The sequence below is a fragment of the Leifsonia sp. Y878 genome, from assembly GCF_057669685.1.
In genome coordinates this window covers 447,814-468,885 of sequence record NZ_JBYHFS010000002.1, presented here as the reverse complement: position 1 = coordinate 468,885, position 21,072 = coordinate 447,814, and the positions used below count along the sequence as shown (strand labels likewise).

Annotated in this window: 16 protein-coding genes; 6 read left to right on the top strand and 10 right to left on the bottom strand. The window is 64.2% G+C overall.

Annotation, left to right across the window (positions count from 1 at the left end):
- Nucleotides 1–10: 10 nt before the first annotated feature.
- The gene (locus AC25Y4_RS08395) at nucleotides 11–1,480 is read right to left on the bottom strand and encodes a sugar transferase (RefSeq protein ID WP_488119937.1); all 1,470 of its coding nucleotides are present in this window, start codon (nucleotides 1,478–1,480) and stop codon (nucleotides 11–13) included.
- A 487-nt stretch (nucleotides 1,481–1,967) separates the two neighbouring features.
- On the opposite strand from AC25Y4_RS08395, the gene AC25Y4_RS08390 reads away from it, so the two are divergent.
- Nucleotides 1,968–4,076, top strand: a complete 2,109-nt coding sequence (locus tag AC25Y4_RS08390) for an acyltransferase family protein (protein ID WP_488119936.1) — start codon at nucleotides 1,968–1,970, stop codon at nucleotides 4,074–4,076.
- 64 nt (nucleotides 4,077–4,140) lie between these two features.
- On the opposite strand, the gene AC25Y4_RS08385 is transcribed toward AC25Y4_RS08390, so the two are convergent.
- Both AC25Y4_RS08385 and AC25Y4_RS08380 read right to left on the bottom strand, forming a co-directional pair.
- The gene (locus AC25Y4_RS08385) at nucleotides 4,141–5,415 is read right to left on the bottom strand and encodes a lipopolysaccharide biosynthesis protein (RefSeq protein ID WP_488119935.1); all 1,275 of its coding nucleotides are present in this window, start codon (nucleotides 5,413–5,415) and stop codon (nucleotides 4,141–4,143) included.
- A gap of 10 nt (nucleotides 5,416–5,425) precedes the next feature.
- Nucleotides 5,426–6,235: a glycosyltransferase family protein gene (locus tag AC25Y4_RS08380; RefSeq protein WP_488119934.1), complete on the bottom strand. Its 810-nt coding sequence runs from the start codon at nucleotides 6,233–6,235 to the stop codon at nucleotides 5,426–5,428.
- 108 nt (nucleotides 6,236–6,343) lie between these two features.
- On the opposite strand from AC25Y4_RS08380, the gene AC25Y4_RS08375 reads away from it, so the two are divergent.
- Genes AC25Y4_RS08375 through AC25Y4_RS08360 form a run of 4 tightly spaced genes read left to right on the top strand, consistent with a single transcriptional unit; the run spans nucleotide 6,344 to nucleotide 9,398 of the window.
- The gene (locus AC25Y4_RS08375) at nucleotides 6,344–7,306 is read left to right on the top strand and encodes a GDP-L-fucose synthase family protein (RefSeq protein ID WP_488119933.1); all 963 of its coding nucleotides are present in this window, start codon (nucleotides 6,344–6,346) and stop codon (nucleotides 7,304–7,306) included.
- Between the two features lie 28 nt (nucleotides 7,307–7,334).
- Nucleotides 7,335–8,288, top strand: coding sequence for a glycosyltransferase family 2 protein (locus AC25Y4_RS08370; protein WP_488119932.1), 954 nt, complete (start codon nucleotides 7,335–7,337; stop codon nucleotides 8,286–8,288).
- Nucleotides 8,289–8,298: 10 nt separating this feature from the next.
- A complete protein-coding gene (locus AC25Y4_RS08365) occupies nucleotides 8,299–9,027 on the top strand; it encodes a glycosyltransferase family 2 protein (protein WP_488119931.1) in 729 nt (242 codons plus the stop codon).
- Nucleotides 9,028–9,032: 5 nt separating this feature from the next.
- Nucleotides 9,033–9,398: a DUF2304 family protein gene (locus tag AC25Y4_RS08360; RefSeq protein WP_488119930.1), complete on the top strand. Its 366-nt coding sequence runs from the start codon at nucleotides 9,033–9,035 to the stop codon at nucleotides 9,396–9,398.
- 190 nt (nucleotides 9,399–9,588) lie between these two features.
- On the opposite strand, the gene AC25Y4_RS08355 is transcribed toward AC25Y4_RS08360, so the two are convergent.
- A complete protein-coding gene (locus AC25Y4_RS08355; protein WP_488119929.1) occupies nucleotides 9,589–11,490 on the bottom strand; it encodes a hypothetical protein in 1,902 nt (633 codons plus the stop codon).
- 141 nt (nucleotides 11,491–11,631) lie between these two features.
- Between AC25Y4_RS08355 and AC25Y4_RS08350 the strand changes: the two genes are divergently transcribed.
- Nucleotides 11,632–13,230, top strand: coding sequence for a DUF2142 domain-containing protein (locus AC25Y4_RS08350; protein WP_488119928.1), 1,599 nt, complete (start codon nucleotides 11,632–11,634; stop codon nucleotides 13,228–13,230).
- A 49-nt stretch (nucleotides 13,231–13,279) separates the two neighbouring features.
- Here AC25Y4_RS08350 and AC25Y4_RS08345 read toward each other — a convergent pair whose 3' ends face one another.
- From AC25Y4_RS08345 to AC25Y4_RS08320, 6 genes are all read right to left on the bottom strand, one after another.
- On the bottom strand, nucleotides 13,280–14,263 hold the full coding sequence (locus AC25Y4_RS08345; protein ID WP_488119927.1) for a GDP-mannose 4,6-dehydratase: 984 nt from the start codon (nucleotides 14,261–14,263) through the stop codon (nucleotides 13,280–13,282).
- Entirely contained in the window at nucleotides 14,260–15,294 is a 1,035-nt protein-coding gene (locus tag AC25Y4_RS08340; protein WP_488120454.1) for a glycosyltransferase family 4 protein, read from the bottom strand. The genes AC25Y4_RS08345 and AC25Y4_RS08340 overlap by 4 nt, the downstream gene beginning before the upstream one ends.
- Nucleotides 15,295–15,365: 71 nt before the next feature.
- Nucleotides 15,366–16,394 carry a GDP-mannose 4,6-dehydratase gene (gmd, locus tag AC25Y4_RS08335; RefSeq protein WP_488119926.1) on the bottom strand — a complete coding sequence of 343 codons (1,029 nt, stop codon included), beginning with the start codon at nucleotides 16,392–16,394 and terminating at the stop codon, nucleotides 15,366–15,368.
- A gap of 128 nt (nucleotides 16,395–16,522) precedes the next feature.
- Complete coding sequence (locus AC25Y4_RS08330; RefSeq protein ID WP_488119925.1) at nucleotides 16,523–17,314, bottom strand: glycosyltransferase; 792 nt, start codon at nucleotides 17,312–17,314, stop codon at nucleotides 16,523–16,525.
- Between the two features lie 167 nt (nucleotides 17,315–17,481).
- Nucleotides 17,482–18,510, bottom strand: a complete 1,029-nt coding sequence (locus tag AC25Y4_RS08325; RefSeq protein WP_488119924.1) for a glycosyltransferase family 2 protein — start codon at nucleotides 18,508–18,510, stop codon at nucleotides 17,482–17,484.
- Entirely contained in the window at nucleotides 18,510–20,996 is a 2,487-nt protein-coding gene (locus tag AC25Y4_RS08320; RefSeq protein ID WP_488119923.1) for a glycosyltransferase, read from the bottom strand. Before AC25Y4_RS08320 ends, AC25Y4_RS08325 begins: the two co-directional genes overlap by 1 nt.
- Between the last annotated feature and the right edge of the window lie 76 nt (nucleotides 20,997–21,072).

Sequence of the window (21,072 nt, the reverse complement as noted above, 5' to 3'; positions counted from 1 at the left end):
CCCGGATTGCCTAGTGCGCGTCGATTCCCGGGGCGACAACTGCGCGCACCGTCCGCCACAAGATCACTACATCGCCCGTCATGGACCAGTTTTCGACGTAGTAGAGGTCCAGGCGAATAGCGTCGTCCCACGACAGTCGCGAACGTCCGCTCACTTGCCACAACCCGCTCATGCCCGGCTTCATGAAGAGTCGGCGGTGAGCCGTGTCGTCGTACAGGGCCACTTCGGCCGCGCGCTGCGGGCGCGGACCGACGAGGCTCATGTGGCCGAGCAGTACGTTGAACAGCTGCGGGAACTCATCGAGCGAGTACTTGCGAATGAACTTACCGACAGGAGTGATGCGCGGGTCATTGAGTACTTTGAACAAGGGCGTGTCCGACGTGCCTTGCGCGTCGAGGAGGCTGGCGAGCTGATCGTCAGCGCCCTGCACCATGGAACGGAATTTCAGCATTCCAAACGGGTTGCCGCGCAGGCCGATGCGCTCCTGGGTATAGAGAATGGGTCCTGGACTCGTGCTGCGCACGGCGATGGCCACCGCGATGAGCACAGGCGAACCCACGACGATGAGGGCAGCAGAGCCGACGATATCGAAGATCCGCTTGGCCGTTTGCTTGCGTCCCTCGAACTCGGGGAAATCAACGTGGATAAGGGGTAGACCGGCAACGGGGCGAGCATGAATTCGGGGCCCCGCGACGTCGGTGAGGGCCGGCGCGACGATGAGGTTGACCTTGCGCGCTTCTAGGTCCCAGCCCAGCTGGCGCATGTCGGCCGGACTGATGTCATCAGCGCCGGTAAAGACGACGGTGTCAATGTCCAGCTCGTCAATACAGCGCAGCGCGTCGACGAACGACCCGAGCACTGGTACGCCCTGGACGAGATCATGCGTTGAATCGCCCGATCGCGTGAGCGCCGCGACGGCAAACAGACCGGTTGAACCGTCGCGTTGGATGGACGCCGCGACATGCCGTGCCTTGTCTCGTTGCCCGATGAGGATTGTTCGTGACAGGTAGAGACCGCGCTTCTGCTTGCGCCGCAGCCACTGCCGCCAGGCCCACCGCGACGCCAGAAGCAGGACGATGCCGAGTGGAAGGGCCGTCAGGAAGTATCCTCGGCCTAGTTCAAGCCTGAAGAGAAATGCAGCAATTGCGAAAACACCGAAGAGTCGAATAGTGCCGTCGGCTATGCGTTTGTATTCGATTGTTCCCGAGCCTAGGTTCTTGTGCTCCCTGGCTGCGTAGAAATCGAGGAACAACATCCATGTGACCACCACGACGACTGACACCACTGTGTAGGTAACGGCAAATGCGAAGGGGGACGTAGCGTCCAGGGCGAGCTGTGCCACACCGTCACCAACCCAAATTGACTGCGACAGGAAAACAGCAATGACGAGAACGACAAGATCGCTGACGAACAGGCGTTTGGCGTAGGACCGCTGCCACGTATCCTCGCGAGTAGTGAAAGTCGATTCCTCAACTGTCATGAGGCACCGTGGCTCGGCGTTAAAAATCGCGGATGCTTCGGGCTCAAATCGGGTTCCCCTCAAACTGCGAGCGACCCTCAGCTCTGAGATCCCCCAAGGCCGCATTTTGTCACCATCCTTACACAGGCAACAGCCAGGGCTTTCTCCTGAGATCAGGGGTATGCGGCGTGTCGCATGAATGCAACCCGCGCGCACCCCGACTTTTCGCTATCCGATTCTCCCCGAAGTGGGGCCAACGCGCGATGCGCAGCGCAGCTAGCAGAGCCACGAAGTGCACGATCAGCCCGGCAATCAGCCCGACCGATAGCGCCAGTGCTGCGCCGTATTCAATGCCCACCGGTACGAAGAGCGCGGCCGGCGCTACGAGCGACGCCACTCATCGAAAGCCTCGCCAGCATCGGACTAGCTGAATTGTGGCATGGCGATAGAGGAAGGGCACGAGCCGATAGGATCACCGAGTGGCCGCCACGGCCGACTCGGGGGAACATTGACGACGACACTGCTGCCGACTTCAAAACGGCGCGGCCATACGCGTCAGGAAAAGAAGCCACAGCGCGGCGATATTCAGGCACTTAGAGCGCTCGCGGTCGGCCTGGTTCTGCTCAACCACTTGTGGCCAGAGCACCTGACAGGCGGCTACATCGGGGTCGACATCTTTTTTGTGATCTCGGGGTTCCTCATCACGTCTCATTTGCGGCGCGAAATCACGTCAACCGGTCGAATCAAACTCGCCAACTTCTGGGCGCGACGCGCAACGCGCCTGCTCCCTGCCGCAATGACCGTGCTGCTCTTCTCGGTAGTCGTCGCAACCTTCTGGTTGCCGGTGACGAATCGTCAGGCTGCTTTCGATCAGATCGGCGCGGCCGGCGCATACTTTCTGAACTGGATGCTGGCAGCGTCATCGCTCGACTACTTTGCTCAAGGTGCGGCGCTGTCGCCGGTGACTCACTACTGGTCGCTGTCGGTGGAGGAGCAGTTCTACATCGTCTGGCCGATCCTGCTCCTGCTCGGCGTGCTCGCCACAATGAGGAGCACGAACCGTGTGCGCAATGCGGCGCTCATCGCAGTGGTTGCGGTTGTCGGAATCGCCTCGTTTGCATGGGCCGTGCACAGCGTCTCGACACAGCCGGCTGCAGCGTACTTCGAGACGACAGGACGAGCGTGGGAGTTCGCGGCTGGTGCCCTGGTCGCGTTTGTCCCGGCAGCCTCGCAGAAGGTGCGCGCGGTTGCGATCCCTGGCGCATGGGCCGCGTGGGGCGCTCTCGCACTGGCCGCATACTTCTTCGGGCCAGAAAGCGGTGTGCCAGGATTCAAGGCACTCGTGCCCGTCCTCGCTACGGCAGCGATCATTTGGGCCGGTGACATCAAACATCCGTGGGCGCCGCACGACCTGACCTCGTTCAGGCCAGTGCAGGTCTTGGGCGACCTCTCTTATTCGGTGTACCTGTGGCACTGGCCGCTGATCATTGCGGCACCGTTCTTCCTTGACCGCGACATCACCGCCCGCGACAAAATCGTCATCATCGCGATAACCGTCGCGCTTGCCTACACCACGAAACGATGGATCGAAGATCCCCCTCGAGAAATTGCACGCACCCGGAAATGGAAGCCGCGCTGGATCCTCGTCGGCACCGCAGCGTCCGTGGCGATCCTGCTCATCATCACCAACATCGGATCATCGTCATGGGACCGACGCGCGCATGCCGCAGCGGAACGTGTCTACGAACTGTCCCTGAACCCCGATGAGTGCTTCGGAGCTCAAGCGGCCCTGTCGGGCGCGAACTGCGGCGCCTCGAACGTGCTGACAGATCCCGACCTCCCGCTGATACGGCCGCAGCACCAGGTGAATCCGCTCAGCAATGGCGGCCTCTGCATGGCCGACCGCGGCGAGTCTGAAGTGGTGTCCTGCTCATTCGGCGCCGCCGAAGGAAACCAGATCCACAACGTCGCCCTCATCGGAGATTCACACGCCGGCGTCTGGTCGACCGCGCTCAATGCGATAGCTGAGCAGCGGGGCCTCCGCATTACCGCGTACCTGGCATCCGCGTGCGCACCGACGCTTGATCGATCAGTGCAATACCCAGACGCGTTGAGCGCGGAGGGATGTCAGACATGGCGCGAGGCAGCGATCGCTGCAGTGACCAACGATCCGTCGATCGATGTGGTGGTCACGTCTAGCAACGACCGTAGCCACGCGCACGTCGCGACCGATGGTGAACGCACAATGGACAACGGAGACGGATACGTGGCCGCGTGGAACCAGTGGATCGACGCCGGCAAGGCCGTCATTGCAATCAACGAAGTTCCGCAGCACCCGTCGAACGTGCCGGACTGCATTGCGAGCAGCCACGAGAAGACGGACCCGTGCACAATGCCTGCCGACACGGTGAACAGTCCCGGCCCTCTCGCTCAGGCCGCAGCGAAGATGCACTCCGACGCATTCACCTTTCTCAACTACCAGTCCGTGTTCTGTGACGCCGAGAGCTGCCACAGTGTCATTGGCGGCATCCCGGCGTATCTGGATTCCGATCACATTAACTCAGCATTCGCGCGAACCTTCGCGCGCGAGCTGTTGACGGCTACGGCTTTTGGTTAGCGGAGTCGCGACAGCACCGGTGCGATCCCCAACGATAGTGCGATAGGGAGGCCCTGTCTGCAACCTATCCGGACAGTGGTGAGTTGGGGGCGACACGCGCAGCCCGCAGCGCAATAAAGTGCACGATCAGGCCAGCAATCGGTCCGATTGACAGCGCGAGTGCTGCGCGGTATTCGATGCCCACAGGCACAAAGAGCACAGCCAACGCCACGACGGATGCCACGATCCAGCCGAGGGTATAGGCGCGGTGATTGTTTTGGGCGAGCAGGGCCGGCCCCGTGACGCAAAGGGCGCCGATGAAGCCCGACGACACAACCAGAGGCACCAGCGCCCCGGCCGGCAACGCATAACCAGCACCCATGAAGGTGCGCAGCGCCCACGTGCCCCAGAGTGCGGTGACTGCGGCGCCCACAACCATCACGGCGGCGATCAGCACCGAGGCTTGCCCGATCAACTTTCCGACTCCGGCAGGGTTACTGGTGAACCGAGTGATCAGATAGCTCTGCAGCGCCATCATAGGCACCAGAATCGGTGCCCTGGTCAGGGTAATTGCGAAGATCAACTTCCCAAGCATTGTTGCTTCGTTGTCGCTGGCATAAAACGCCAGCACCAGCGGGAAACCATTGATGAGGACTGCCGTCGCGGATGCCGCCACCAGCGTATGGCCGGAGTTGATCGCCAGTTGACGGTACGTCATCCGCGACCGGGCGACCACGCGGAGCGTGCGCGGAGCGCAGAGAAAAACGATCAGGATCGACAACGGGAACGGCAGGATGACGACCCAGGCGAGCGCTACCGGGTCTCCCCCAGCGGCGAGCACGATGAGCACACCCGCGAGTCGGAGAACTCCGTCGAGGACGATGGTGCCGGCGAGCAGGCGCCACCGCTCTGACCCGGCAAGTGCACCACACATAGTCGCAACGACCGCGTTGCAGGCAGAGCCAATGGCAATCTGCAACGACAGGCCGGAATAGCCCTCGCTGAGGGTTGCCGGCGCCCACCAAAAACTTGAGGCGAAGACGACAACGCCGACGATGAGGCCGGCCACAGCGCCGAACACCCAGAGAGAACTGCGGGGAGGAGCGACATCCGCAATCGCCAGTGATTCAGCGGTGGCGCGGGTGGATTCCTGCTGCAGCCCAAACAGGATCCCGACGACCAAGTAGAGACCAGACCAGAAGACGCCGAAGTATGAGTAGAGCTCGGGGCCGAGCCCGCGCGCTGCCGTGAACGTCACCAGGAAACCGGCGACGCCCGTGATGCCCGTCGCCACCAGAACCCACAGCACGTTCTGCGCGCTCGCAGGTCGCTGTGGCGTTGAGATCTCGGCGGTCATCATGATGCCGAGTCTACGATCCGACGCGGGCAACTCGCCGTGCACTCGCTGTAACCCGCTTGGCCGCGAACTGTGACGCCCATCGGATCGGGAGCACCCAGAGCGGTGAGATGGGTCGGAGCGCGGCCGGGAGATGGCGGCGCTTGATCAGCTCAGACTCCGCGCCGGATGCATCCCGGTTGGCCACGGTCAGCGACTCCGGATGCCAGCGGAACGCTGAGACGGATGTGCGAGTCCACACAAAACGGCCCACTTTACGCAACTTGAGGAAGACATCCAGATCCATCGCGTATTTGTATTCGACGTTGAAGTTGCCGACGTTCGCGAGGGCATCCAGCCGAATCATGGTGCCGGGGTGCGGAATGAGGTCTGGGCCCCAGGCCAGCAGAAGCGGGGCCAGCGGCCCGGCATTGCTCACCGCGATGGTGCGTCCCTGAGGATCGATGTAGTCGCAACCGCCGAACGACAAGACGGCGTCTGGGTTGGCATTGAGCAGGGCGCGGAGGGTTGCGAGGCCGTGGGGCCTGAACAGGTCGTCGTCGCCGATCCAGGCGTAGAACTCTTCGTCGGTTCTGGCCGCAATGCCAGAGTTGATCGCGCCGGTCAGTCCCTGCCTGGGATCGTCGATGAGCACGGCGCCGAACGACTCAGCGAGGGCGCGCGCTTCGGTGGCTTTCGGTGGAATGACAACCGCGAGGGTGAGGTCGACACTGGCGCGCTGCGCCTCAATCGTCTTCAGCGTGATGGCCAGAAGATCGAGTCGATCCCCGAGTGTGGGAAGGACAACGAGGACCTTGCCGCTGCTAGTGACACCGATTGCCAAGTTTGACGTTCCTTCGCTTGATAGGCTGCGAGTTGAATTCGCCGAAAGACGGAGCTGCTGGCCGCCTGCCAGAGAGAACCGATGACAACCCATGAGAGTCTACCGACAATGAACTTCCACCAGCCGCTCAACCGTGCCAGCCGAGTCTATGTTGCCGGGCACAGAGGCCTCGTCGGCGGCGCCATCTGGCGCCACCTGGAGAACTCCGGCTTCACCAACCTCATTGGGGCCACCTCGGCCGAGCTCGACCTCCGCAACCGTCAGGCCGTGTTCGACTTCTTCGCCGACGCCAAGCCGGATGTCGTCATTGACGCCGCAGCCCGCGTCGGAGGCATCCAGGCCAACAACACGTATCCGGCTGAGTTCCTGAGTGACAACCTGCAAATCCAGGTGAATGTGATGGATGCCGCCAACAGCGTCGACGTCGATCGCCTGTTGTTCCTCGGCTCCAGCTGCATCTATCCGAAGTTCGCCGAGCAGCCGATCCGCGAAGATTCCCTGCTGACCGGCGCCCTCGAGCCCACGAACGACGCATACGCGATCGCGAAGATCGCCGGCATCATGCAGGTGCAGGCCACCCGGCGTCAGTACGGCCGAAACTGGATCTCGGCGATGCCGACAAACCTCTATGGCCCTGGCGACAACTTCCACCCCGAGCACTCACACGTACTGCCGGCGATGATGCGCCGCTTCCACGAAGCAGTAGACACCGGCGCTGACGACGTCGTGATCTGGGGCTCTGGAACGCCGCTTCGCGAGTTCCTCTTCGTTGAAGACCTCGCCGCTGCCAGCTTGTTCCTGCTGGAGAATTACGACTCCCCAGAGACCATCAACGTGGGCGTCGGTCACGACCTCTCCATCGCAGAGCTCGCACGACGCGTGGCAGACACCGTCGGCTACACCGGCAGCATCAGCCAGGACCCCACAAAGCCAGATGGCACGCCGCGAAAGCTGCTAGACGTCTCCCGCATCAACGACCTGGGCTGGACGGCGAAGGTCGACCTCGATGAGGGCCTGGCCCGCACCTACGCCTGGTTCCTCGAGAACGCCGCGTCACTGCGATCCAAATGACAGGCATTAGGCCGTGGATGAGAGCGGCATGAGCAGGGACGACGCGCCGACGCCAGGCATCCTGGACATCATGATGCCGTTCTACGGCGACCCGGCACTGTTTCGGGCTGCCGTCGAGAGCGTTCTGGCCCAGACTGATCCGCACTGGAGACTTGTCGTCATCGACGACCTGTATCCGAGTGCGGAACCCGGCGAATGGCTGCAGGCACTCGGCGACAGTCGCATCGAATACCACCGCAACGAGACGAACCTCGGCGTCGCCGGCAATTTCGCCCGTTGCGTTGAATTAGCGGATGCCTCCCACGCCGTGATCATCGGCTGCGACGACATGCTCCTGCCCGGCTACGTCGGCCGAGTGCGCGCGCTCATCACGCAGTTCCCTGACGCGTCGTACATTCAGCCCGGCGTCCACGTCATCGATTCGGCGGGGAAGCTTGGCCTCCCCCTCACCGACCGGGTGAAGGCGTACTATCGCCCCCGCCTGTCGCACCCCACAGAACTCCGCGGTGAGCGACTGGCCACCAGCCTGCTGCGCGGCAACTGGACGTACTTTCCCTCGATCTGCTGGCGCACAGACACGCTGGCGAAGCACGGCTTCCGCGCCGACCTCGACGTGGTGCTCGACCTGGCCCTGCAGCTGGAGATCATCAGCGCCGGCGGCTCGATGGTCGTCGACACCGAGCCGTCCTTCCTCTACCGCAGGCACAGCGCCAGCGTCTCATCGTGGAAAGCGAACGACGGCTCTCGCTTCACCGAGGAACGGCGCTTCTTCCTGGCGACGTCCATCGGCCTGCAGGTGCTCGGCTGGAACACGGCGGCGCGTGCCGCCTCCCGACACTTCTCGTCACGGTTGAACGCCTTCACGCGGCTACCGGCGGCTGTCGCGGCCGGCAGCGGGAGCGGCATCCGCTCACTGCTCGGGCATGCATTCGGACGTGGGCAGCTGCGCCCGTCCGCCAACCGTTCAGCCACGGATTGTTAGGATGGACGCCATGCCGTCCCCGTTCGAACGCACCCTCATCGTCATGCCCGCGTTTAACGAGGAAGAGTCCGTCGGGGATGTAGTTCGCGAGGTGTACGCCAAACTGCCCGGCGTTCGCTGCCTCGTTGTAAACGACGGATCATCGGACAACACCACTGCCGTCGCACTTGCAGCAGGGGCGTCTGTGGCCGACCTGCCGTTCAACCTCGGCGTCGGCGGCGCTATGCGCCTCGGGTTCAAGTACGCCCTCGACAACGGCTTCGACAACGTCGTGCAGATCGACTCTGACGGCCAGCACGATCCAAGCAACGTTCCGGCCCTGCTTGCGGCCCTGGATCGCGCCGACCTCGTGATCGGCGCACGCTTCGCCGGTGAGGGCAACTACGAGGTGAGCGGCCCGCGCAAGTGGGCGATGATCGTGCTCTCTGGCATCCTGAGCCGCACAGCCCGCACCAAACTCACCGACACCACCTCCGGTTTCAAGGCGTGCGGACCGCGTGCGGTACGCCTCTTCGCGACTCACTTCCCAGCCGAGTACCTCGGCGACACGATTGAGGCGCTGGTGATTGCATCCCGCGCCGGCTGCGTCGTCGATCAGATCCCGGTGGCCATGCGCCCCCGCGCCGGCGGCACACCCTCACACAACCCGTTCAAAGCAGCAACGTATCTGGGGCGCGCATTCCTCGCACTCGGTTTCGCACTGATGCGGCCAGCTACGACCATCGCAACGAAAGCCTGACGCCCATGAGCGTAACGTCCTACATTTTTGGAATCCTTGCCGCGCTCATGACGCTCGGCGTCGTGATCGAGATGCTCCGTCGTCGTCGCCTGCGCGAGCGCCACGCGATCTGGTGGCTGATCGCCGGCACGCTGGCGCTCATCGTCGGTGTGTTCCCCGCCGTACTCGACTGGGCTGCCGCGCTCGTCGGCGTCGGTGCACCCACCAACCTCGTGTTCTTCGTGAGCATCGCGGTGCTGTTCCTGGTCTGCATCCAGCACAGCGCTGAGCTCACCGATCTGGAGAGCAAAACCCGCACACTGGCTGAGGAGTCGGCGCTGCAGGAGATGCGCATCCGCAACCTGGAGCAGAAGAGCGGCGTCTCGCAGTAAGGCTCTTCTCCTGCCTACCCGCGTTCGCCTGCGCATTCGTCTGGCCCTGGCCGACGTTCAGGCGGAGAAATTGCGAAACGCCGTGTCAACGCGTCGCTTTCAGCCAGCGTGTTGCAAAAACTCCGCCTGGACGTGACTCGCGCGCGCCTCGATCAGCAACTCGACCTGGGAGGAGAGCGGGGAGCTCGAGTTAGCGGAGATCCACCGCGACGGCCGGGCAGGCATCCCGCAGCTCCGCCTCGAACGCGGGGTCGCGGGTGACCACGACGGTATCGGAGCCCCAGACGGCGGCGGCCGCGCAGACATCCGCTGGATTCGTCGAGTCGAGGGTGTACGCGAACATGCGGATGGGATCGTTGCTCGTCGTCGCGGGCAGCTGCAGCGACCAGTAGTTGATGAAGGCGTCGTCCTCTGGTGCTGCGGAGTACTTCGCGAAGATGGTCTTCTCGCCAGCGTCGGTGGCGGTGGCCGCGAACAGCGCGTCTTCGCGCGCGGTTTCCGCCGCGGTCTCCGGCGTCAGCCCAATGCCGATCAGCGGCACGATGCCGGCCAGATCGCGGTTGATGGGCGGGACCTTGGCCATTGCAAGGCCGACCACCGCGGCAGCCGCCAGCAGCACGGCCAGGGTGTTCACGCCGCGTGCGCTTCCGTGCCCGAGCCAGCGCATCAGCGAGGCCGCCAGCAGCACGATCAGGAGCACCGTCACCAACCAGCCAAGCTTGGCCGGGTAGTAGCCCCAGAGCGTGTCCATGCCGCGGCGCTGCAGCGCCAGGTAGGCCACGCCAACGCTCGCCGCGAGCAAGACGACCACGATGCCGAGCAGTTCATGCCGCTGGGCAAGGCCGACGGATGCCACGGCCCCGAACGCGAAGATCAGCACGCCGACGAGCACAACATCGAGCGGAGTGATCTCGGGCACGCCACCGTTGGCCGACAGCGCTCCACCGTCGCGGGTGAGGTCTGGCAACGTTGCCAGCAGCACGTAGAGCACCAGCTGCACAGCCGACAGCACGAAGAGCGCGAGCGGCCAGCCGCGCAGGGTGGATTTCGAGACACTCGCTGGCGCTCGCTCCTCAATCACCGGTTGCCGCCCGAGCAGAGTGCGCCAGTTCATCAACGCGGCTACGCCCGCGAGTCCGAGCGACAGTGCGGCCAGCGGCGCCCACGCGGCCAGGAGCACCGTCGTGGCAATCAACAGCAGTCCGATCGACGCAACGCTGTGCCGCGGCAGGTCTGTCCAGATCAGCCACACGCACAACAGCACGGCCACGGCGACGGCCACGTTGAAGAACCCGAAGCGGATGACAAAACCAGCCATGTACCAGGTCAGCGGCAGGAGGCTGCCGAAGATGCCGGCCACCCAGCGGAGCACCGGACGCTGCGCGGAGACCACGCGGGCCACGACGATGCCAGCCAACACGCTGCACAGCAGGAACAGCAGCACCAGCAGCTCACTCTGCCGGGTCACGTCATGGCGCAGCAGTTCCTCTGCCGCTCCACGGCCGGGCGCGTACCAGGTGGCCATCAGGCCGTTCACGAGTGGTGACGGGTTGGGGTTCAGCCACGGCGCGATCCCGTTGTCGTTCAGGATGTAACGGGAGGCGACGGTGTTCCACACCGTGTCTGTGCCGGTGCCCATCATCCAGCCGACCCGCATCCGCTCTCCGACGCCGAGCGTGACGAGTGCGACGATCCCGGTGACGGCAGGCACGACAGCCGCTGCTCCGGCGATGGTGAGCGCGCCGCGATTCGGCAAGCGGATGCTCGCCCCCTGCCGCACAAGCCAGGCCAGCAGCGCGAGGCCGGCGACCAGCAGGCCGAGGCCGTTCGCCAGCCCGAGGTCGATGCCGGTGAGCGGGACCAGGCGCAGCAACACAGTGTTGCCGAACAGCAGCATGAGCACGGAGGCGGCAACGCTGGTGGCCCAGCCAAACCGCTGGCCGAAGAAGAGCGTGGCAGTACCAAGCACAGCGATCACGCCAACGGCTGGTGAGAACCCAAGCAGCATCAGCACGCCGCCAAGGACCACGGCAACGGCCAGAATGATGGTTGCTACGCGCACGCGACGCGGTGCTCTCTCGACGAATCGCATGGCACTGACTCCCTCTTGGCTGCGACCGCCAATACTACCGCCCTGCCGCTGCAGGGTTTTCTGAGTCTCGCTCGGTACAGTGGACTTCAGCGTGGCCATCGTCTCGCAGTAGCAACCCGTCACGCGAAGGCACCTTCTCCTATGACTGCGTCAGCCCACTTAGACCTCGATCCGGCAGATACCGATCGGGCACAGGCGGCACCCGTTCGACCCCACCGCTGGAAAGTCTTCGGCGCCAGCTGGGCGATCCTGTCGTTGCTGTCGATCATCTGGGCAATGTCCACCCCGATTTCCGCGTCTCCGGATGAACCGGCGCACATCATCAAGGCCGCATCGGTGGCCCGCGGACAGTTCATCGGCGAGACCACATCCTTCGGCCAGGAGGTGCAGGTGCCGCGTTACGTCGCCTCCACCCACTACGAGACCTGCTACGCCTTCCACTCAGACATTTCGGCGGCGTGCTCCGCCCCGATGCCAGGCGACCCTGCGGACGTCGTCGACGCACCGACATCCGCTGGCCTCTACAATCCCGTCTTCTACATGCTCGTGGGCTGGCCGACGCTGTTCTTCGGAGACGATAGCGGCATCTTCGTGATGCGGGCGCTGAGCGCGGTACTTACCTCGCTGTTCCTGGCCTTCACCGTGATGATCGCGTACGGCTTGCGCCGAAATGCGATTCCGCTCGCTGGCGTCGCCGTTGCCCTGCCACCCATGCTGATATTCCTGGGCGGGTCGGTGAACCCGAACGCCGTGGAGATCACCGGCACCCTTGCGGTGTTCGCTGCGATGCTCGCCATTGTGACCCAGCCGAATTCCCGGTTGCTCACCGAGCGGGCTGTCATCGTTGGCGCTGGGGCCGCCATTGCGGTCAACACCAGGGGCCTCTCGCCGCTCTGGGTGCTCATCGCGATCCTGGTGCCGCTGCTGCTGACCAGCTGGAGCCGCATCTGGACGCTCGTGAAGAAGCCCCCGGTGCTCTGGGCCATCGGCGTCACAGCGGTCTCGACAATCTTCGCGCTGGGCTGGCTCATGAGCACCAATAACCTCACGGCCACGCAGGACGACCCCGATTACTTCCAGTCGTTCCCCGGCGTCGGTCTCAGCCCGATTAACGGGTTCATGATCACCGTGCGAGACACTCTCGGCTACGCCCAGGCCATGATCGCCAACTTCGGCTGGCTCGACACCCCGCCGCCCATGGTCGTCTACTTCCTGTGGGCAGCGCTCGTCGGCACGTTGCTGCTCGCCGCCTTCAGCATCCTGCGCGGTCGAGCCCTGGTCTTCGCCGCGGTACTCGCCGCCGCTTTCGTGTTCATTCCTGCACTCATCCAGGGCGCGTACATCACGAACGGCGGAATCATCTGGCAGGGCCGCTACGGGCTGCCGCTGTTCGTCATGCTTGTCTTTGGCCTCGCCGTGCTGGTGTCGGAGCGGATCACGCTCCCCTCCCCCAGCGCGCTCAACCGGCTGACGTTCCTCGTCTGGGGCATGTGGGCCATCGGCCAGTACGTGTCATTCGCCAGCGCGCTGAAGCGCTATGCCGTCGGCTCCGATGGCATCTGGAAGAACATCATCGCCGCACCGGAGTGGAGTGCGCCCGGCGGTAACCTGCTCTGGCTGATCGTGTTCGGGCTCGTGCTGGCGGCAGCCACCGTCGCCGGGTGGCGGCTGACGTACGCGCGCGTGTCGCGGCTGCAGGCGGCACAGCCGGCAGCGCTACCCGCCGAGCTCACCGTCTAGCGAGATTCGAGACGCGGCCGACTTCGTCGGGCGCTCCTCAATCAGCGGGCTACTTGCTGTCGGTGATCAGTGCCACGTCTGAGTCGACCATCAAGGTGACCAGCTGAGTGAAATCGACGCTCGGCTCCCAGCCGAGCCGGCGAAGCCGTGCCGGATCGCCCACGAGGGACTTCGGATCAGCCGGGCGATAGAAAGCCGGGTCAATGAACAGGTACGGTTCGTAGTCGTCGATACCAATGTGCTGGAAGGCCGCCTGCACGAAGTCGCGTACCGTGTGTGAGACACCGGTCGCAACAACGTAGTCGTTTGGATGATCTGCGCGCCCAATGCGAAGCATCGCGTCGACATAGTCAGGCGCGTAACCCCAGTCGCGGTGCACATCGATGTTGCCAAGTACCAGGCGTTCCGACAGGCCGAGCGAGATCCGGGCGACCTCACGGGAGATCTTGCGCGCGACGAACGACTCAGGCCGCTGCGGCGACTCATGGTTGAACAGGATCGCCGAACTGGCAAACATGCCGCGCTGACGATAGACGCCGACCATCTCGTGCGCGAAGGACTTCGCGACCCCGTACGGCGTCACCGGCGCGCGGGGCGTCGATTCGTCCTGGGGAACGACCGTCGCATCACCGAAGATCTCTGCGCTGGACGCCTGCACGAATCGCACGGGTAATCCAGTGCGCTCCCCCAGCTTCCAGGCGGCCTCGATGAGGCGCACAGGGCCAACACCGAGCACATCGGCGGTCTCCGCCGGATACTCCCAGGAGCGGGCAACCGACGTATTGCCGGCCAGGTTGTAAATGTGGGTCGGCTCAACGCTCGCGACGAGCGCCGCAATGGCGTCACCGTCGCCGAGGTCTGCCACGTGCGCGACGGTCTCAGGGAATGCAGCAGAGAGCCGTGCCGCTCCCTCGCGGGAATGGCACATGCCGTGCACGTCATGTCCTTCGTGCGCCAACCGTCGCACGAGGTACGTGCCGTCCTGGCCGTTCGCACCGGTGACCAGCACCCGTTCGCGAGGTGTCACGCTCATCCGTGGACCTCAACCGCAGCAGCATACGCGGCGAGGTGCACATCGAGGCAGCTCTCCCAGGTGAACTTCTTCACCTGTTCGAGGCCGGCAGCGGTCAACTCAGAAGCACGGTTCAGCGCCTGGTCAATACCCACCGCAATAGCGTCAGCGTCACTCGGATCGAAGAGTACGGCCGCATCACCGACCACCTCTGGGAGGGAGCCGGCGTTGGAGACAGCCACGGGGCATCCGGACGCCATCGCTTCAAGCGGCGGCAGGCCGAAACCCTCGTAGAGGCTCGGGAACACGAGCGCACTGGCCGTGCGGTACAGGTTCAGCAATTCTTCTTCTGAAACGAGACCCTTACGGTCGACCCACTCGGGAAGATCGCCCAGCGTGTCAAGACCGCCGCCAGTGAGCACGAGCCGCAGGTCGGGGCGCGTGCGCCGCGCAATCTCCATCGCGGCGATGAGCTTCGCGTGGTTCTTGTGCGGCCAGCCCCTGGCCGGGTACAGCACGAAGTTCTCGCGCTCGCCCAGGTTCGGCGTGTACTTGGCGGTGTCGACACCGAGGTGCGCCACGTGAATGCGGTCTGCGTCCATGCCCAGCAACTCCACCATGCGACGCTTGGCGAAGTGGCTGATGGTGATGACGGCATCCGCTTTCTTGGCGAAACCCTCGTAGTAACGCTTGCGGTACAGCAGCTCAGCCTTGCTGAACATGTGCGGCAGTTCGAGGTGCTGCACATCGAGCAGGGACTGAACGGATGCCTGCGAGCGGCCCGGCCTCGGCACGGGCACCGTAAACGGATAGTGCACGACGTCGGCGCCCGACATGAGCTTCCGCAGCTGCGGTGCACGCAGCGCAAGGCTGGTGACGGCGCGCAGGCGGTCCTTGGTCGACCCGCCGTCCGGCAAGCCAGTCACGATGTGCTCTGGAAGTCCATCGCCGAAGCCACGGGCTATCTCAGGAATAAAAGCGGTCACCTGCACGGCGTCCGTGGACGCCAACTGCGAAGTCAAAGCACGTGCGTACGTCTCGCTTCCACCCATTCCACCTGGAACGAGTGTGAGCATGGACAACGCTACGCTCAGCTTCGGTTGGCCATCAACCGAGCTGGGCGTCACGCGAACTGGACGCGATCGATCCACGGTTCGCCGGTGGCGTTGAGCGACGCGATGTCGGCGTCGACCATGAGACGAGCGAGATCGGGCGTGAGGGTCTTCGGAACCCAGCCGAGCTGGTCCTGGGCCTTCTGGGCGCTGCCGACGAGAGCGTCAACCTCTGTGGGACGCAGGTAGCGCTCGTCGAAGCGCACGTACTTCTCCCAGTCGAGCCCAACGTGCTCGAACGAGAGCTGCAGGAAGTCGCGAACGGTGTAGTTGGTACCGGTCGCCACGACATAGTCGGTGGGGGTGTCGTGCTGAAGCATGCGCCACATGGCTTCAACGTACTCCGGCGCGTAACCCCAGTCACGAACCGAGTCAAGATTTCCCATGAACAGTTCGGTCTGCGACCCGGCAGCGATCCGAGCAACGGCGCGAGTGATCTTGCGCGTGACGAAGGTGTCGCCGCGGCGCGGGGACTCGTGGTTGAACAGGATGCCGTTGACCGCGAACATTCCGTACGCTTCGCGGTAGTTGCGGGTGATCCAGTAGGAGTAGACCTTGGCGACGCCGTATGGCGAACGCGGGTAGAACGGGGTGTCCTCGTTCTGCGGCGGGGGCGTCGCGCCGAACATCTCTGAGCTGCTGGCCTGGTAGAAGCGGCAGTGCAGGCCGGTCATACGGATGGCTTCGAGCAGACGGATGGTGCCCATACCTGTCGTGTCACCGGTGTACTCGGGCTCGTCGAAGCTCACGCGAACATGTGACTGTGCAGCGAGGTTGTAGACCTCGTCAGGGCGGATCTGGTCGAGCAGCGTGACGAGGCGTGAGCCGTCGGTCAGGTCGCCATAGTGCAGGAACAGGCGAGCGCCAGACTCGTGCGGGTCCTGGTAGATGTGATCGATACGACTCGTGTTAATGGTCGATGAACGGCGGATGAGGCCGTGCACTTCGTACCCCTTGGACAGGAGCAGCTCCGCGAGGTAGCTGCCGTCCTGACCGGTGATACCGGTGATGAGAGCCCGCTTCGGCTGTTGTTCGGTCATAAAGATACTTCTCCGCCACTTTTCCGGGGCATGCCAGATCGCCAACCGCCCACTCGTCAAAACAGAACAAGCTTACCCCAGCAGAGTTTGCGACCCGGCAAGGTCTCTATCTGCTGGGTCGCTGCTGGCTACTGCTGGGCCGCGAGCGTGCGCGCTCGTGCGCTCACACGCTTGGCTGCAACCGATGACGCCCAGCGCACGGGAAGCAACCACAGCGGGCTGATCGGCCGTAGCGCCTTCGGCAGGTGGCGGCGCTTGACCAGCTCGGCTTCCTTGCTGGAGTTCAGACGACCAGCGACCGTGAGTGAATCGGGGTGCCAGCGGAACGCCGACACCGTCTCACGGGTGGAGATGAACTCGCCGTGCGAACGGAGGGTGAGGAAGGCATCCAGGTCCATCGTGTACTTCAACGTTGAGTCGAAGCCGCCGATGGCCTGCAGCGCGTCGAGCCGGATCATGGTTCCGGGGTGGGGAATGAGGTCTGGACCCCACGGCAGGAGGAACTTCGCCAGTGCGCCCGCGTTGCTGGTGCCAATCGTCAGCCCGTTGGGATCGATGTAGTCGCAGCCACCGTACGCGAGCACGGCCTTCGGCCGGGCATCGAGCATCCGCTTGAGTCGAAGCAGACCGCCGGGGCGGAACAGGTCGTCGTCGCCGATCCAGGCGTAGTACGTCTCGACCGTGCGCTCGGCCAGGCCGCAGTTGATCGCGTCGGAGATGCCCGTCTTCGGGTCATCGACCACGACTGCGCCGGCCGCGAGTGCGAGCTCGCGAGCCGCGGTGGCACCGGCAGGCATGACAGCGACGAGGGTGAGCTCGACATCCTTGCGTTGCGCAGCCACCGTCTCCAGGGTCTCCGCCAGCATTTCCAACCGGTCGCCGAGCGTGGGCAAGACAACGAGCACCTCTGGGTGAGGCATTGAATAGATCCCTTCGATTTGCGCAGAGTTGGCGCCCGCGATGACAGGGGCGGAGAGCTTCTGCAAGCTCAAACGAGTATAACGAGGCGGTTGATAGCGAGCTGGGCGGGCACAGGGTCTCGAGACGGCCTGGCGGCCTCCTCGGCCACCGGGCCGAGAGCGAGGAGTTAGGCCGGCTGCAGCAGGTCACGCAGGATGTCGGTGCTGCCCTGGCTCGCGTATCGACCGTAGTCGCGGCTGAGTGCCCGACCGAGCACCGGGAAGATGCGACGGATGCGCCCAGCCGGCAGGTCAGCACGGAATTGCTCGAACGATGCCTTGCCCCGCGCCGTCTTCACCAGCTGGGCGCCCCGCTTGCCATCCAGCTGTCCGTCGCGCTGCAGTGCCTCGCATCGCTCTCGCAGCAGGCGTGAGCGCACGGCGAGATCGCGGTTGCGCTCCCCGCGTGGCTGCAACACGCGCCGCGCCTTGTTGCGGAAGGTCGGCTCCCGCACGCCGATCTCATTGTTGCCGTGCTGGCGGTAGTCGGTGAGCTCGAGTTCGATGAGGTCGACCCTGCCGGTGGCCGCCGCGATGATGGCGAGCCATTCGTCGTGGATCCACTCCGCCGGAAAGGGCATCGCCCGTTCGAGCAGGCTGCGCCGGAACATGACGGTGGCCCCCGTGACGATATTGCGTCGCAGGAACACGGCGAACGCGTCACCGTGATGCACGGCAGTACGGGTCTCCGGGCCGACCTCAAGCGTGGTGAAGAGAGAGGTACCGAGCGGCGCCCCCGCCTCGTCGACCAGGCGAGCATCCCCGAATACCAAAGTCAGCTCTGCCTGTGACTCGAACGCGGCCAGCTGCAGGGCGATGCGGTCCGGCCTCCACACGTCGTCCTGGTCGCTGAGCGCGATGAAGTCATACCGGCAGGCCGCGACGGCCCGCTCAAAGTTCTTCGTGACGCCGTTTCCGCCAGGGCCGTCCAGGATCCTGAACTCGATCGTGCTGCCTGCAGCCTTTGACTCTGCGGCGATGGCACGCACGATGTCGAGCGTCGCATCCGCTGATCCGTCGTCTGCCACAACGATCTCGGCGATGCGCTCACCCTGCGCCAGGATGCTTCGCAGCTGCGGCGCGATGAAGCGCGCGCCGTTATAGGTGCAGAGCGCGACAGAGACCATGGCGCCCGGCGTTGAACCAGATGTCGGCATTACCGCAGGCGCCGCAGACGGCTCTGAACCTTCTTCACAACGACCTTGGGGCCGCCGTGCCTCAGGTAGTGCACGAAGAGGCCAGCGTCGTGACGGATGCCGTGCTTCTTACGACGGATGGCGGGCTTCCGCGCTCCCTTGCCTGAACCGCCAGTGACAGCGCCGCTGGCGACGAGGTCTGGGGCGTGCTGCGGGCTGGCCACGAAGTCAACGAGCGGTGCGAGAACGGTGTCCCACACGTAGTCCTCGCGCACCCGTGTGATGTTCTTGCGGGTCTCCGCTGCGAAGGCGTCGTCGTACAACACCTTCTCGAGGGCGTCGGCGAGAGCGTTGACATCGGTCGGCGGGACGACAACGCCCAGCTTCTCGGCGGCGATGAGCTCGGCGAAGTGATCGCCTTCCGTGACGACCATGGGCAGTTCGGCCCACAGGTAGTCGAGAATGCGAGTGCGGAACGAGAATGTGGTCTCGACGTGGTCGAAGTGCGTGCTGACACCGGCATCCGCTTCAGCGAGATAGTTGTGTCGGTCTGCGTAGTCCACCCAGGATGCGTTGAAGAAGACTGACGTGTCGAGCACGCCCAGCTCCCTGGCCAGAGCACGTGACTCGGCAACGATGCCCATCTCTGGAACACCAGGGTGCGGGTGCTTGGTTCCCTGGAAGAACAGTCGCACGTTGTCGTGCGTCTCTGACAGCTTGGCCACGGCGCGAATGAGGGTCTTCGGATCGAACCAGTTGTACAGGCCGCCGCTCCAGAGCAGTACCTTGTCGTCTGCATCGATACCGGGCAGGACGCCGCGGAGAGCCGGCTTGGTCTGCGCAGGGAACGTCTCGTTCAGGCCGAACGGCACAACGCTGATGAGGCTGGTGAGGTCGGGGTCTGTGGCGTAGTTGGCCGGGTTGATGCGGCCAAGCGCGGCCAGCTGACCGAGGTAGAAGTGGCGCTGGCGTTCTGAAGCGCACAAGAAGAAGTCGCCGCGCAGGAGCTGCTCGTTGAGCACATCCGTTGCATCGCCCACCTGCTTGTTCCACTGCTCTGAACCCAGCTCGCGACCCTGCTCCAGCTGCTCGAGGTGCATGGGGTCATAGATGTCGGCGACGATAATCTTGTCGCTCGTGCGCAAACTGTCGAACAGCGCCATGGCCAGGCCCTGGAAGACGATGACATCTGCGTCGCGCTCCAGTTTGCCCATCGCGCGGTCGTCACCGGGGCGCACGTGCACAATGTCGAACGGGGCGGAAACCGGCTCTGCGCCGGCCAGCGTCACGAGCGTGACGTGGTTGTTGTTCGAGAGCGCTTCGGCCATGTTCCAGGCGCGGATCGCAGGACCGGCCATCTTGGCGCCGATCGGGTCGCCCGTGATCACGAGCACACGAGTGACAGCCGGTGACTCGGTCACGCCGAAGGTCGTGACGATCTTGTCGTACCCCTCGAGGTAGTGCTCCGACTGGTAGGAGGGGGCATCCGTTTCACCGAAGAGCCGCCAGAGACGGTTGTCGGTCACGACACGGGAGGACTGGATCTCGTCGCGTGATTCGCGCAGCGATGGCAGGTTCTCGACGAACTGGTCGATGGCGTACACACCGGCCATCGTCTCCTTGGCGACCTCCATAGTCGGGCCGTTGTCCGCGCCCTTCCGCAGGTCGAACTCGGTGGAGTCGAGGCCGCCCCGGGCGACAGCGCGGCGAACGGCCAAGGCGAGGGTGGCAGGGAGAGCCTGGGCGAGGGCTTCGTCGCCGAGGTTCTTGTACTGCGTGAAGAGCGCGTTGCGCTCGAGCAGGTAGGTCTCCTTGAAGGAGCCGAACGACGACATCGACGCGTGGTGCTTGTGGTACGCCAGCGATGCCGGCTCGTACACGTAGCGCCAGCCGCGCAGGTTGAGACGCCAGCCGAGGTCGACGTCTTCGAAGAACATGAAGTAGCGCTCGTCGAACCCGCCGAGGGCTTCGTAGACGGAGCGGCGCACGAACATGGCGGATCCGGTGCCGAAGAGCACGTCGTGCACGCGGTCGGGTTCGCTGGGAACGGGCTGCGCGGTGAGCGGCTTGTAACCCTGGCCGAACCAGGTCATGGCCGAGCCGATGTAGTCGACCAGGTTGCCATCCCAGTCGAGAACCCGGCTGGCGACAGCGCCGATGACGGGGTTCTCTGCGAAACGCTCGACGGCGGCGCGCACCCAGGCGGAGTCCGGCTTCGCGTCGTTGTTCAGGAAGGCGATGAACTCGCCGGATGATGCCTTCACGCCGAGGTTGCAGCCGCCGGCGAAGCCGAGGTTCTTCTTCGACTCGATCAGCAGCACGTGGGGGGCGGCGGCACGGATGCGCTCTGCGCTGTCGTCGCCAGAGGCGTTCTCAACGACGACGATCTCCAGCAGATCGGACGGCCAGTCCAATTTGCCGAGTTTGTCGATGGCTTCGATGGTGTCATCGGTCCCTCGGAAGTTCACAAGGACAACGGAAACGACACCGGGTCGCAGCTTAGGCATGCGGGCCTTTCTATAAGGGAATGGCAGATTTGAGTGTACCAATCGGATTCCTCGTAATCTGAGTGGCACCTTACTT